This window comes from Type-A symbiont of Plautia stali (assembly GCF_059731155.1).
The window spans coordinates 1558689-1572568 of sequence record NZ_AP035891.1 but is presented as its reverse complement, the minus strand read 5'-3'; the positions used below and the strand labels follow the sequence as shown (position 1 = coordinate 1572568).

Genomic DNA, 13880 nt, shown 5'->3' with positions numbered 1-13880 from the left:
TCGCGCTAGGTAAACCAAACAAAACTCAGTGTTGCATGTAGGCTTTCGTGTGGCTTACCACTGCAATTAAGGATATGAAATGCCAGTAATTACTTTTCCTGATGGCAGTCAGCGCGTATTTGACTGTCCGGTCAGCGTGATGGACATTGCGCTGGATATCGGTCCGGGTCTGGCGAAAGCCGGCATTGCCGGTCGCGTCAATGGCGAACTGGTGGATGCGGTTGATCCGATCACCCGCGATGCGCAGGTCGCCATTATCACCGCGAAAGATGAAGCCGGTCTGGAAATCATTCGTCACTCCTGTGCGCACCTGTTAGGGCATGCGATCAAACAGCTGTGGCCGAATACCAAAATGGCCATCGGTCCGGTCATCGATAACGGCTTCTATTATGATGTCGACCTCGACCATACGCTGACGCAGGAAGATCTTGAGCTGCTGGAAAAGCGCATGCACCAGCTTGCTGAGACCAATTACGACGTCGTGAAGAAGAAGGTGAGCTGGCAGGAAGCGCGTGACGTGTTCGCCGCGCGGGGCGAAAGCTACAAAACCACTATTCTCGACGAAAACATCAGCCATGACGATCGTCCTGGCCTGTATCACCATGAAGAATACATCGACATGTGCCGCGGTCCGCACGTGCCGAATATGCGTTTCTGCCATCATTTTAAACTGCAGAAAATCTCCGGAGCCTACTGGCGTGGCAACAGCGACAACAAAATGCTGCAGCGTATTTACGGTACGGCCTGGGCGGACAATAAACAGCTGGCGGCGTATCTGCAGCGCCTGGAAGAGGCCGCGAAGCGCGATCACCGTAAAATCGGTAAGCCGCTCGATCTCTACCATATGCAGGAAGAAGCACCGGGTATGGTATTCTGGCACAATGACGGCTGGACCATCTTCCGCGAGCTGGAAGTGTTTGTGCGGACCAAGCTGAAAGAGTACGACTACCAGGAAGTGAAGGGTCCGTTCATGATGGACCGCGTGCTGTGGGAAAAAACCGGGCACTGGGACAACTACAAAGAAGTGATGTTCACCACCTCTTCAGAGAACCGTGAATACTGCATCAAACCGATGAACTGTCCGGGTCACGTGCAGATCTTTAACCAGGGTCTGAAATCTTACCGCGACCTGCCGCTGCGTATGGCGGAGTTCGGTAGCTGTCACCGTAACGAACCGTCAGGTGCGCTGCACGGTCTGATGCGCGTGCGCGGCTTTACCCAGGATGACGCCCACATCTTCTGTACTGAAGATCAGGTGCGTGATGAAGTGAACAGCTGCATTCGCATGGTCTATGACATGTACAGCACCTTCGGTTTTGAAAAAATCGTGGTGAAATTGTCGACGCGCCCTGAGAAGCGCATTGGCAGCGATGAGATGTGGGATCGTGCCGAAGTGGACCTCGCCGAAGCGCTGAAAGAGAACAACATTCCGTTCGAATATCAGCCGGGTGAAGGCGCCTTCTACGGCCCAAAAATTGAGTTTACGCTGCACGATTGTCTCGACCGCGCCTGGCAGTGCGGCACCGTTCAGCTAGACTTCTCCCTGCCGAAACGTCTGGACGCCACCTACGTGGGCGAAACCAACGATCGTCAGACGCCAGTGATGATTCACCGTGCGATTCTGGGGTCGATGGAGCGCTTTATCGGGATTCTGACCGAAGAGTTCGCCGGTTTCTTCCCGAGCTGGCTGGCGCCGGTACAGGCAGTGGTGATGAATATCACCGACGGCCAGGCAGAATATGTCAGTGAATTGACGAAGAAATTGCAGAATGCTGGCATTCGTGTCAAAGCAGACTTGAGAAACGAGAAGATTGGCTTTAAAATCCGCGAGCACACATTACGTCGTGTCCCTTACATGCTGGTCTGCGGTGAGAAAGAGGTGGAAGCAGGCAAGGTTGCCGTGCGCACCCGCCGTGGTAAAGACCTCGGGAGCATGGACGTAGATGTGTTTGTTGAGAAACTGCAACAAGAGATTCGCAGCCGACATCTTCACCAATTAGAGGAATAAGGTTATTAAAGGCGGAAAACGAGTACAACCGACGCGTCCGAACCGTATCAATGGCGAAATCCGTGCCACCGAAGTGCGCTTAACTGGCGTAGACGGCGAGCAACTTGGCATTGTCTTACTGCGCGAAGCGATTGAGAAAGCAGAAGAAGCTGGCGTAGATTTAGTTGAAATTAGCCCGAACGCCGAACCGCCGGTTTGCCGCATTATGGATTACGGCAAGTTCCTTTATGAAAAGAGCAAATCTTCTAAGGAACAGAAGAAGAAGCAAAAAGTTATCCAGGTCAAGGAAATCAAATTCCGTCCTAGTACCGATGAAGGCGACTATCAGGTAAAACTCCGCAGCCTGATTCGTTTTCTGGAAGAGGGCGATAAAGCCAAAATCACGCTGCGTTTCCGTGGTCGTGAGATGGCGCACCAACAGATCGGTATGGAAGTGCTTAACCGCGTGAAAGAAGATCTGAATGAACTGGCAGTGGTCGAATCCTTCCCTACGAAGATCGAAGGCCGCCAGATGATTATGGTGTTCGCACCTAAGAAGAAACAGTAGGCTTTCAAGTAATAATGCCGCGTAGCGTTCGCGCTGCGCGGATTTTTATTCGCCTGTCTGGTTCATTTTATTAACAATGCGGTGGATATTTGTAAAAATGCCAAAGATTAAAACTGTACGTGGCGCCGCAAAGCGCTTCAAGAAGACCGCTTCTGGCGGCTTCAAGCGTAAGCACGCAAACCTGCGTCATATTCTGACTAAAAAGTCTACTAAGCGTAAACGTCACCTGCGTCCAAAAGGCATGGTGTCTAAAGGCGATCTGGGTCTGGTTGTTGCCTGCCTGCCGTACGCATAAGTAAATTTTTTATAAATCTGCCTGAAAACTTTGCGTACTGCAGGGATATAGGGCATCACAGAATATGATATAGGAGAGCTCACATGGCTCGCGTAAAACGTGGTGTAATTGCTCGCGCACGTCACAAGAAAATCTTAAAACAAGCTAAAGGCTACTATGGTGCACGTTCACGTGTTTACCGCGTTGCCTTCCAGGCTGTTATCAAAGCTGGTCAGTATGCTTACCGCGACCGTCGTCAGCGTAAGCGTCAGTTCCGTCAGCTGTGGATCGCACGTATCAACGCTGCGGCGCGTCAGAACGGTATCTCTTACAGCCGTTTCATCAATGGTCTGAAAAAAGCGTCCATTGAAATCGACCGTAAAATCCTCGCTGACATCGCTGTATTCGACAAAGTGGCATTCACTGCACTGGTTGAAAAAGCAAAATCAGCTCTGGCGTAAGTCAGGTAAAAAAGGGAGCTTGCTCCCTTTTTATTGCCTGCAACCCACGCAAATGATTGACATTTTAGCCGCAGGGCATTTCAATAGTGCGGTTTCTATCAAGACAAGGTAACGCAAGCATGCACGCTGCTATTTTCCGTTTCTTTTTTTACTTTAGCGCCTGATCGTCAGGGGCTTTTGCGCATAAGAAAAGAAACGAAAAATCGCGCTGAAAGCCTCCCTCGTAGAGGCTTTTTTGTTTCCGGCGACACTTAATCGGATCGCACGATCCCAACGAGAACTGACCAGCCCGGCTGGAAATAAGAGGAAATCATGTCCCAACTCGCACACCTGGTGGCCCGTGCCACGGCCGCCATCGACGAGGCGTCGGATATCGCCGACCTGGACGCCGTGCGCGTCGAATTTCTGGGTAAAAAAGGGCACCTGACGCTGCAAATGACCACCTTGCGTGAACTGCCAGCGGAAGAGCGCCCGGCGGCCGGTGCGGTCATCAACGAGGCCAAACAGCAGGTACAGGACCGTCTCAATGCGCGTAAAGATACGCTGGAAAGCGCGGCGCTGAATGCCCGCCTGGCGGCAGAGACTATCGACGTGTCGCTGCCGGGACGCCGTACCGAGAACGGCGGTCTGCATCCGGTGACCCGCACCATCGATCGTATCGAAACCTTTTTCGGCGAGTTGGGTTTCGCGGTGGCTACCGGTCCGGAAATTGAAGACGATTATCACAACTTTGATGCGCTGAATATTCCGGGGCATCACCCGGCGCGCGCCGATCACGACACCTTCTGGTTCGACGCCACGCGCCTGCTGCGCACCCAGACCTCCGGCGTGCAGATCCGCACCATGAAAAATCAGCAGCCGCCGATTCGTATCATCGCGCCGGGCCGCGTTTACCGTAACGATTACGATCAAACGCACACTCCGATGTTCCATCAGATGGAAGGTCTGATTGTCGATAAAGACATCAGCTTCACCAATCTGAAAGGCACGCTGCATGACTTCCTGAACAACTTCTTCGAAGAGAACCTGCAGATTCGCTTCCGCCCGTCCTATTTCCCGTTCACCGAACCGTCAGCGGAAGTGGACGTGATGGGTAAAAACGGCAAATGGCTGGAAGTGCTGGGCTGCGGCATGGTGCATCCGAACGTACTGCGCAACGTGGGCATCGATCCGGAAATCTACTCCGGCTTCGCCTTTGGTATGGGCATGGAGCGTCTGACCATGCTGCGCTACGGTGTGACCGATCTGCGCGCCTTCTTCGAAAACGATTTACGTTTCCTCAAACAATTTAAATAAGGGCAGGTTATCCAATGAAATTCAGTGAACTCGGGTTACGCGAATGGGTAAATCCAGCCCTGGACAGCGCCGCGCTGTCTGAGCAAATCACCATGGCCGGACTGGAAGTCGACGGCGTCGACCCGGTGGCAGGCGCGTTTTACGGCGTCGTGGTGGGTGAAGTGGTGGAGTGCGGCCAGCACCCGAACGCCGACAAACTGCGTGTCACCAAAATTAACGTTGGTGGCGATCGCCTGCTGGATATCGTCTGCGGCGCGCCAAACTGCCGTCAGGGCCTGAAAGTGGTGGTGGCGACCGTTGGCGCGGTACTGCCGGGTGATTTTAAAATCAAAGCGGCAAAACTGCGTGGTGAGCCGTCAGAAGGCATGCTGTGCTCGTTCTCCGAGCTGGGTATTTCTGTCGATCACAACGGTATTATCGAGCTGCCAGCGGATGCGCCGGTGGGCACCGATATTCGCCAGTATCTGCAGCTGGATGACAACACCATCGAAATCAGCGTGACGCCGAACCGTGCCGACTGCCTAGGTATCATCGGTATCGCGCGTGACATGGCCGTGATTAATGGCCTGCCGCTGCAGGCGCTGGTGATTGAACCGGTCAGCGCGACGATCAGCGACACCTTCCCGATTCGCGTTGACGCCACCGATGCCTGCCCGCGCTACCTGGGCCGCGTGGTAAAAGGCGTAAACGTGAAAGCTGAAACGCCGCTGTGGATGCGCGAAAAACTGCGCCGCTGCGGTATCTGCTCGATCGATCCGGTGGTGGATATCACTAACTACGTGCTGCTGGAGCTCGGCCAGCCGATGCACGCCTTCGATCTCGACCGCATTGACGGCGGTATCGTGGTGCGCATGGCGAAAGAGGGGGAAACCCTGACGCTGCTCGACGGCAGCGAAGCGACCCTCCACAGCGATACGCTGGTGATTGCTGATCACCACAAAGCGCTGGCGATGGGGGGCATCTTCGGCGGTGAGCACTCCGGCGTCAACGAAGCGACGCAGAACGTACTGTTTGAGTGCGCGTTCTTCGATCCGCTGGCGATCACCGGTCGTGCGCGTCGTCATGGTCTGCATACCGATGCTTCCCACCGCTACGAGCGCGGTGTCGATCCGGCCCTGCAGCATAAGGCGATGGAGCGCGCCACTCAGCTGCTGCTGGCGATTTGCGGCGGCGAAGCCGGCCCGGTTATCGATCAGACCGATGCCAGCAAACTGCCGGCGCGTGCCACCATTACGCTGCGCCGTGAGAAGCTGGACCGCCTGATTGGCCACGTTATTGCGGATGAGCAGGTGACCGATATCCTGACCCGTCTCGGCTGTGACGTCACCGTCGGCAACGGCGAATGGCAGACCGTCGCCCCGAGCTGGCGCTTCGATATGGCCATCGAGGAAGATCTGGTCGAAGAAGTGGCGCGCGTATACGGCTACAACAACATTCCGGATGTGCCGGTGAAAGCCAGCCTGCTGATGACCCAGCACCGTGAAGCCGATCTGTCGCTGAAGCGTGCCAAAAACCTGCTGGTGGATAAAGGCTATCAGGAAGCGATTACCTACAGCTTTGTCGATCCGAAAGTGCAGCAGCTGCTGCATCCGGGCGAAGAAGCGCTGATTCTGCCCAGCCCTATTTCCAGCGATATGTCGGCGATGCGCCTGTCGCTGTGGACCGGTTTGCTCGGCGCCGTGGTGTATAACCAGAACCGTCAGCAGAGCCGCGTGCGCCTGTTTGAGAGCGGTTTACGCTTTGTGCCTGATACGCAGGCCGATCTCGGCATCCGTCAGGATCTTATGCTGGCGGGCGTGCTGAGCGGTAACTGCTACGAAGAGCACTGGGATCTGGCGCGCCAGACGGTTGACTTCTATGATTTGAAAGGCGATTTAGAGTCGCTGCTGGATTTGACCGGTAAACTCGACGCGATTTCGTTCCGTGCAGAAGCCAATCCGGCGCTGCATCCGGGACAGAGTGCAGGCATTTATTTAGCCGGCGAACGAATCGGATTTATCGGGGTGGTTCATCCGGAGCTGGAACGTAAGCTGGATCTTAACGGCCGCACCTTAGTGTTTGAACTGCTTTGGAATAAGGTCGCAGACCGCGTCCTGCCTGACGCGCGCGAGATCTCACGCTTCCCGGCAAACCGCCGTGACATCGCTGTGGTAGTGGCTGAAAATGTGCCCGCAGCAGATATCATCGCGGAGTGTAAGAAAGTTGGCGTAAATCAGGTAGTTGGCGTAAACTTGTTTGACGTGTACCGTGGTAAGGGCGTAAACGAGGGTGAAAAGAGCCTCGCGATTAGCCTGATTTTGCAGGATACCAGCCGGACACTCGAAGAAGAGGAGATTGCTGCGACCGTTGCCAAATGCGTTGCAGCATTAAAAGAGCGATTCCAGGCAACCTTGAGGGATTGAACCTATGGCGCTTACAAAAGCTGAAATGTCAGAGTACCTGTTTGAAAAACTCGGGTTGAGCAAACGCGATGCCAAAGAGTTGGTAGAGTTTTTTTTCGAAGAAGTTCGCCGCGCGTTGGAAAACGGAGAACAGGTAAAACTGTCCGGATTTGGTAATTTTGATCTGCGTGACAAAAACCAGCGTCCGGGCCGTAACCCGAAGACGGGGGAAGATATTCCAATCACCGCCCGCCGCGTAGTGACATTCCGTCCAGGGCAGAAGTTGAAAAGTCGCGTGGAGAACGCGTCACCCAAGGATGCTGACTGATTTCAGTATGACAAAAAGGCCGCTCAGCGGCCTTTTTATGCGCGCAATCCCGGCACCAAGCCGCAGGCGCGGCTTTCTTTTTAGCGTAATCTCTCTACAATCAAATCTCTGTTTTCTCAGCCAATCTTACTTATGACTCTGCTGGATCAGCTGGCCCAACAGGCCGACCGTCGCAGCCGGCGCTGGCTCGGCGCGCTTACTGCCGCAGTGCTGCTGCTGCTGGTGCTCAGTCTGTGCACTGGCGACAGCTGGATATCTCCGCTGCAATGGTTTTCTGCCAGCGGCGATCTGTTTGTCTGGCAGCTTCGCCTGCCGCGCACCCTGGCGGTGCTGTTGGTTGGCGCGGCGCTGGCAGTCTGCGGCGTGGTGATGCAGGCGCTGTTCAACAATCCGCTGGCGTAGCCAGGACTGCTGGGCGTATCGAACGGTGCCGGCATTGGCCTGGTACTGGCGGTGCTGCTGGGTAACGGCGCACTGTGGAGCCTGGCGCTGGCAGCGATGGCGGGCGCGCTGCTGATCACGCTGATCCTGCTGCATTTTGCCCATCGTCAGTTGTCGGCCAGTCGGCTGCTGCTGACCGGCGTGGCGCTCGGCATTATCTGTAGCGCCATTATGACGTGGGCGGTGTACTTTTAGCACCAGCCTCGATCTGCACCAGCTGATGTACTGGATGATGGGCGGGTTTAGCGGTATCGACTGGCGCTACGGCTGGATGATGCTGGCCCTGCTGCCGGGGAGGTGTCGGCGCGGCAACTCGGCCTGCCACTGCTGCTGTGGCGCAATCTACTGGTGCTGGCGATGGGCTGGCTGGTGGGCGTCAGCGTGGCGATGGCCGGTGCGATTGGATTTGTCGGACTGGTTATCCCCCATCTGCTGCGCCTCTGCGGCCTGAGCGATCATCGCCACCTGCTGCCGGCCGCGGCGCTGGCGGGAGCGGCGGTACTGCTGGCGGCGGACATTCTGGCACGGCTGGTGCTCACCTCGGCCGAGGTGCCGATTGGGGTGGTCACTGCCACGCTCGGCGCGCCGTTGTTTATCATGTTATTAGTGAAGTCTTCGCCCTAGCTGCGGCTGGCACAGTGCAATCAACAACGGGAATCTACGATGAGCCTTTATCAGACAGAACTGGTTACGCTGGACGGTGAAAAAACCACGCTAGCACAGTATCAGGGCAAGGTGCTGCTGGTGGTTAACGTAGCATCAAAGTGTGGCCTGACGCCGCAGTATGAACAGCTGGAGTCGCTGCAGAAAGCTTGGCAGGACAAAGATTTCAGCGTGCTGGGCTTCCCCCCTGCAATCAGTTTCTCGAGCAGGAACCGGGCAGCAACGAAGAGATCAAAACATTCTGCAGCACGACTTACGGCGTAACCTTCCCGCTGTTTGACAAAACGGACGTTAACGGCGAGCAGCGTCATCCGCTGTACCGTCAGCTGGTCGCCGCGCAGCCGGAGCCGAACGCCCGGCAGGCAGCGGTTTCCTGGAGCGGATGGAGAGCAAAGGCCGCGCGCCGAAAGCGCCGGGCGATATCCTGTGGAATTTCGAAAAGTTCCTCATCAACAAACAGGGTGACGTGATCGCGCGCTTCTCGCCGGACATGACGCCGGACGATCCAATCATTCTGAAGCGCATTGAGCTGGCGCTGGCGGCGTAATGCTGCTGCAGTGCCACGACCTGCGCGTGCCCGGACGGCTGAGCGCGGGGGGACCTGACGCTCTGCCGCGGTGAGCGCGTGCACGTTGTCGGCCCTAACGGCGCCGGGAAGAGCACGCTGCTGACCGCGCTCGCTGGCCTGTGCTCGACGCCGAAGGGCAACTGACGCTGGCCGGCCAGCCGTTGCGTTGCTGGTCGGGTGCCGCACTGGCGCAGCAGCGCGCTTGGCTCCCCCAGCAGCAACCGGCGCCTGCGGCGCTGCCGGTGTGGCACTATCTGCGGCTGCACAGTCCGCCGGGCGGCGACAACGCGCAGGCGACGCTCACTGACCTGCTGCAGCAGCTTGGCTTGCAAGATAAGCTGACGCGTCCGCTGGCGCAGCTCTCCGGCGGTGAGTGGCAGCGGGTGCGCTTAGCGGCGGTGGTTCTGCAGATCCATCCGGCAATTAACCCGCGCGGTGCGTTACTGATTCTGGATGAGCCGCTCACCGCGCTCGACATCGCACAGCAGCGCGCGGTGGATAAGCTGCTGATGCAGCTCAGCGAGGCCGGCATCGCCGTTGTGGCCAGCGGACACGATCTCAACCACAGTCTGCGCCATGCCGATCGCGTCTGGCTGATGCATCAGGGCCGTGTAGTCAGTCAGGGCGGGGCGCGCGAGGTGCTGACCGCCGAGCGACTGGCGCCGCTCTATCAGGCTGATTTTGCGCAGCTGGATACGCCACAGGGGCCGCTGCTTTATCTTCCCTGACTTGCGCGCCGCGCCGCTTTGTCGCTACAGTGTCAGCCGGACGACGTTTTTAAGGACTATTCTGATGCGGCTGACCCTGTTTCTCCTCGTGTTGCTGCTGGCGGGCTGTAGCCATCATGCGCCGCCGCCCAATGGCCGTCTGTCTGACTCCATCACCGTGATTGCGCAACTTAACGATCAGCTCAGCCGCTGGCGCGGTACGCCTTATCGCTATGGCGGGTTAAGCCGCGGTGGCGTGGATTGCTCTGGCTTTGTCTACCTGACCTTTCGTTACCGCTTTGACCTGCAGCTGCCGCGTTCAACTATCGATCAAACCGATATCGGCACGCGCATCGATAAAAGCGATCTGCTGCCCGGCGACTTGGTATTTTTCAAAACCGGCAGCGGCGAAAATGGCCTGCACGTGGGCATCTATGACACCGACAATACCTTCATTCACGCCTCCACCAGCCAGGGCGTGATCCGCTCCTCGCTGGATAATGTTTACTGGCGCAAAGTATTCTGGCAGGCGCGTCGCATCTAATCCACTTAACCCATTAGTGTTAAAAAAAGGCGTAATAATCAGGTGGTTTTTGATCCGATTTATTTGTTTTTTTCCGCTAGATATAACTCTCATTTAAAATGGCACTTTACCGCAATCGAGTTTGCGACTAAAAATAGACGTCAGTGAATTTAATCAGTATGGACATTAACCTAGATCATTTAGCTTAAGTATTATTTGATGCAGAAAAGTCGGTAATTAGACAGAAAACGGCGTCTCTTCTAACGTTTGGTCCTATTGCCTGACCGTTTTCATTGATATACGATGCGCGAATTGCCACTGCATCTGGCTGTAAAAAATGAAAGTCCATTTATCTGCCGACTATCAGTCGGAAACCTAGTTTTATACTGCCTATTCTCTGGCGGGCCAGCTGACTGCGGTTGAGCTGGTCACCCAGTTTGTTCACGACAGTGCGCCGATTACGCTGTCGCAGGACTTGCTGTTGCCGCAGCTTGACGATGCCCAGCAATTACGTTTGCTGCAGAGCCAGTTAGTGCTACTGGAAAAGTACCGTGACTTTTTTGAGTTACATCAAATTATCGCGTTGGTTCGTATTGATGAATCTATGGCCACAACGCTATTGACCAGAGAGTTTCTCTTAAGGAAACTTAAACAACTTCCCTTTATTGTTTTGGATATCAGTGAAACGTTTCCGCAATTATCGGCTGGCAAAAAGCAGCCGCTGTTAGCACGCCTGCAACAGGAATTTCGCTTATCCCTTTCTCAATTTGGGGCAGGAAAAGCACCGGCTACGGCAGTATACGAAAATCTGTTTAGCGTGTTAAAAATGGACAAAGCGTTTATTCATGCGCTGGCGAAACGTGCCTCATTTACGCCTTTTATTCAGACTGTTATCGATAATTTTTCCGCTTACGCCCCGCAAATAATTATTTGTGGCGTTGACGATAATGCACTGCTGGAGAAAGTCAGTTCCCTTAGTGGCGCACAGCTGCAGGGCAGCCTGTTCCCGGTGGTTAAAGCGGAACGGTTAAGCGATCTCATCTATCCGCACGTCACGCTCACCACGCCTTCACAGCAGTAACCTTTCATCTGTCTTCTCCGTCACCCCGACGGTAGACTACGCTTTATCTTTAAACGCAATGCGGGTCGCGCACCGTTGCGCACCTTCCGGAGTGTCGATGCAATTTATTAATAGCTGGCAGCAGACGTTGCCGGGATTCTACACCGCGCTGGACCCAACGCCGCTTGCCGGCGGGCGACTGTGTTATCACAATGCCCCGCTGGCGCAGGCCGGCAAACAGATTCGTCAATGGGTGGTGGATACGCCTTTCCAGCCAGAGCTGGAAGCGGCGATCCGCAGCGCCTATAAACAACTTTCTGCTGATGACGCCGAAGCCTCCTTTGCGGTGCGCTCTTCGGCCACCGCCGAGGATATGCCCGATGCCTCGTTTGCCGGCCAGCAGGAAACTTTCCTTAACGTGCAGGGCTTCGACGCGGTGCTGGTGGCCGTGAAGCACGTATTCGCCTCGCTGTTTAACGATCGCGCCATTTCATACCGCGTGCATCAGGGCTACGACCACCGTGGCGTGGCGCTCTCGGCCGGTGTGCAGCGCATGGTACGTTCCGATCTCGCCTCCTCCGGCGTGATGTTCACCATTGATACCGAATCCGGCTTCGACCAGGTGGTGTTTATCACCTCGGCGTTCGGTCTTGGCGAAATGGTGGTACAGGGCGCGGTCAACCCGGATGAGTTTTACGTGCACAAACCGACGCTGGCCGCTAATCGCCCGGCGATTGTGCGCTGTACCCTGGGCTCGAAGAAGATCCGCATGGTGTATGCCGATTCGCAGGAGCACGGCGAACAGGTGCGCATCGAGGATGTGGAACAGGAACAGCGAGACCGCTTTAGCCTGACCGATGAGGAAGTGCAGGCGCTGGCGCGCCAAGCGGTGCTGATTGAGCAGCACTATAAGCGCCCGATGGATATTGAGTGGGCCAAAGATGGCCACACCGGCAAGCTGTTCATCGTGCAGGCGCGGCCGGAAACGGTGCGTTCCAACGGACAGGTGATGGAACGCTACAGCCTGCAGGGCAAAGGCAGCCTGCTGGTGGAAGGCCGGGCCATCGGACATCGCATCGGTGCGGGTGAAGTGAAGGTCATTCACGACATCAGCGAGATGCACCGCATCGAAAAAGGCGATGTGCTGGTCACCGACATGACCGACCCGGACTGGGAACCGATCATGAAGAAGGCGTCGGCGATCGTCACCAACCGCGGCGGCCGGACCTGTCACGCGGCAATCATTGCGCGTGAGCTGGGCATTCCGGCGGTGGTGGGTTGTGGTGACGCCACCGAGCACCTGAAGGACGGTCATAAGGTCACGGTATCATGCACCGAAGGCGATACCGGCTATGTGTATAACGATCTGCTGGACTTTGAAGTCACCAGCTTGCAGGTTGATACCATGCCTGAGCTGCCGCTGAAAATTATGATGAACGTCGGTAACCCGGATCGCGCGTTTGACTTTGCCTGCCTGCCCAACGAGGGCGTCGGTCTGGCGCGTCTGGAGTTCATCATCAACCGCATGATTGGCGTGCACCCGAAAGCCCTGCTGGAGTTTGATCAGCAGACGCCGGAACTGCAGGCGTAGATTGGTCAGATGATGAAAGGCTTTGATGATCCGTTGGAGTTCTACATCGCGCGGCTGACCGAAGGTATCGCCACGCTGGGTGCGGCATTTGCGCCGAAGCGGGTGATTGTGCGGTTGTCGGATTTCAAAACCAACGAGTATGCCAACCTGGTCGGCGGCGAGCGTTACGAGCCGGAAGAGGAAAACCCGATGCTGGGCTTCCGCGGTGCCGGACGCTACGTGGCGGACAGCTTCCGCGACTGCTTTGCGCTGGAGTGCGAAGCCGTGAAGCGTGTGCGCAACGACATGGGGCTGACCAACGTTGAGATCATGGTGCCGTTTGTACGCACCGTCGATCAGGCCGAGGCCGTGGTGGCCGAGCTGGCGAAGCAAGGCCTGAAACGCGGCGAGAATGGACTGAAGGTGATCATGATGTGCGAGATCCCGTCCAACGCGCTGCTGGCAGAGCAGTTCCTGAAGCATTTTGACGGCTTCTCCATCGGCTCCAACGACATGACGCAGCTGGCGCTGGGGCTGGATCGCGACTCCGGCGTGGTGTCGGCGCTGTTTGATGAGCGCAACGATGCGGTGAAGACGCTGCTGTCGATGTCGATTCAGGCGGCGAAGAAGCAGGGCAAATACGTCGGCATCTGCGGCCAGGGGCCTTCCGATCATCAGGACTTTGCTGCCTGGCTGATGCAGCAGGGCATCGACAGCCTGTCGCTCAACCCGGATACCGTGGTGGAAACCTGGCTGAGCCTCGCTGAGCTGGACGCGGCCAAAGCGTAATCTGTTACACCTGTCGGTTATCCCATCCCACTTTTCATAACATAAGATTGCCATAAACCCAGCGCTGACGGCGTTCGCCGCCGGGCGGCTCTGTTTATCGCTGAATTACAGGCAAAAAAAAAGCCCATCACAGGGGATGGGCAAAGACTACACACAGCAATTCTTCACTTTACTCAGGGGAAAAGGTTGTTTAAAAATCAGTAGCTTGATTTAAAACATAGTGAACATGTTATTTATCGCCGCCGCTGGCGTCTTTAAGAATCC

General features: G+C 56.0%; 10 protein-coding genes, 1 other RNA gene, 4 pseudogenes and 1 other annotated feature. Of the genes and pseudogenes, 14 read left to right on the top strand and 1 reads right to left on the bottom strand.

The genetic code is table 11. The annotated features are described in order from the left end of the window. The first annotated feature begins 79 nt into the window (after positions 1-79). The 14 genes and pseudogenes from thrS to ppsA form a co-directional block, all read left to right on the top strand. Entirely contained in the window at positions 80-2008 is a 1929-nt protein-coding gene (gene thrS / locus AC6I8M_RS08495) for a threonine--tRNA ligase (RefSeq protein WP_010616239.1), read from the top strand. Positions 2009-2012: 4 nt separating this feature from the next. Next, on the top strand, positions 2013-2555 hold the full coding sequence (gene infC / locus AC6I8M_RS08490) for a translation initiation factor IF-3 (protein ID WP_041387101.1): 543 nt from the start codon (positions 2013-2015) through the stop codon (positions 2553-2555). Positions 2556-2652: 97 nt separating this feature from the next. After that, entirely contained in the window at positions 2653-2850 is a 198-nt protein-coding gene (gene rpmI / locus AC6I8M_RS08485; protein WP_006118955.1) for a 50S ribosomal protein L35, read from the top strand. Between the two features lie 83 nt (positions 2851-2933). Continuing rightward, the gene (gene rplT / locus AC6I8M_RS08480; RefSeq protein WP_010616241.1) at positions 2934-3290 is read left to right on the top strand and encodes a 50S ribosomal protein L20; all 357 of its coding nucleotides are present in this window, start codon (positions 2934-2936) and stop codon (positions 3288-3290) included. Between the two features lie 114 nt (positions 3291-3404). Beyond that, positions 3405-3530: a sequence feature (Phe leader region), on the top strand. After that, complete coding sequence (gene pheM, locus AC6I8M_RS08475; protein WP_121626058.1) at positions 3410-3454, top strand: pheST operon leader peptide PheM; 45 nt, start codon at positions 3410-3412, stop codon at positions 3452-3454. (Overlaps the previous feature by 45 nt.) Positions 3531-3602: 72 nt before the next feature. Further along, a complete protein-coding gene (gene pheS / locus AC6I8M_RS08470; RefSeq protein ID WP_010616242.1) occupies positions 3603-4586 on the top strand; it encodes a phenylalanine--tRNA ligase subunit alpha in 984 nt (327 codons plus the stop codon). 14 nt (positions 4587-4600) lie between these two features. Further along, positions 4601-6988: a phenylalanine--tRNA ligase subunit beta gene (pheT, locus tag AC6I8M_RS08465; RefSeq protein ID WP_010616243.1), complete on the top strand. Its 2388-nt coding sequence runs from the start codon at positions 4601-4603 to the stop codon at positions 6986-6988. A gap of 4 nt (positions 6989-6992) precedes the next feature. Then, on the top strand, positions 6993-7295 hold the full coding sequence (gene ihfA, locus AC6I8M_RS08460; protein ID WP_058948809.1) for an integration host factor subunit alpha: 303 nt from the start codon (positions 6993-6995) through the stop codon (positions 7293-7295). A gap of 132 nt (positions 7296-7427) precedes the next feature. After that, a pseudogene (locus AC6I8M_RS08455) lies at positions 7428-8360 on the top strand (vitamin B12 ABC transporter permease BtuC). 39 nt (positions 8361-8399) lie between these two features. Next, positions 8400-8946, top strand: a pseudogene (locus AC6I8M_RS08450) (glutathione peroxidase). Between the two features lie 78 nt (positions 8947-9024). Continuing rightward, positions 9025-9695: pseudogene (btuD, locus tag AC6I8M_RS08445) on the top strand (vitamin B12 ABC transporter ATP-binding protein BtuD). 64 nt (positions 9696-9759) lie between these two features. Next, entirely contained in the window at positions 9760-10218 is a 459-nt protein-coding gene (locus AC6I8M_RS08440) for an NlpC/P60 family protein (protein WP_010616246.1), read from the top strand. 376 nt (positions 10219-10594) lie between these two features. Next, positions 10595-11278: an EAL domain-containing protein gene (locus AC6I8M_RS08435; RefSeq protein ID WP_318285131.1), complete on the top strand. Its 684-nt coding sequence runs from the start codon at positions 10595-10597 to the stop codon at positions 11276-11278. Between the two features lie 199 nt (positions 11279-11477). Then, a pseudogene (gene ppsA / locus AC6I8M_RS08430) lies at positions 11478-13616 on the top strand (phosphoenolpyruvate synthase); the annotation flags it as partial. 112 nt (positions 13617-13728) lie between these two features. On the opposite strand, the gene rprA reads toward ppsA, so the two are convergent. Continuing rightward, positions 13729-13835, bottom strand: an RNA gene (gene rprA / locus AC6I8M_RS08425) — antisense sRNA RprA. Positions 13836-13880 lie beyond the last annotated feature (45 nt).

Bases quoted from the DNA above. Each gene is read 5' to 3' on its own strand.
- rplT (WP_010616241.1), top strand. From the start codon at position 2,934: ATGGCTCGCGTAAAACGTGGTGTAATTGCTCGCGCACGTCACAAGAAA.
- pheT (WP_010616243.1), top strand. From the start codon at position 4,601: ATGAAATTCAGTGAACTCGGGTTACGCGAATGGGTAAATCCAGCCCTG.
- ihfA (WP_058948809.1), top strand. From the start codon at position 6,993: ATGGCGCTTACAAAAGCTGAAATGTCAGAGTACCTGTTTGAAAAACTC.
- rpmI (WP_006118955.1), top strand. From the start codon at position 2,653: ATGCCAAAGATTAAAACTGTACGTGGCGCCGCAAAGCGCTTCAAGAAG.
- thrS (WP_010616239.1), top strand. From the start codon at position 80: ATGCCAGTAATTACTTTTCCTGATGGCAGTCAGCGCGTATTTGACTGT.
- AC6I8M_RS08440 (WP_010616246.1), top strand. From the start codon at position 9,760: ATGCGGCTGACCCTGTTTCTCCTCGTGTTGCTGCTGGCGGGCTGTAGC.
- pheS (WP_010616242.1), top strand. From the start codon at position 3,603: ATGTCCCAACTCGCACACCTGGTGGCCCGTGCCACGGCCGCCATCGAC.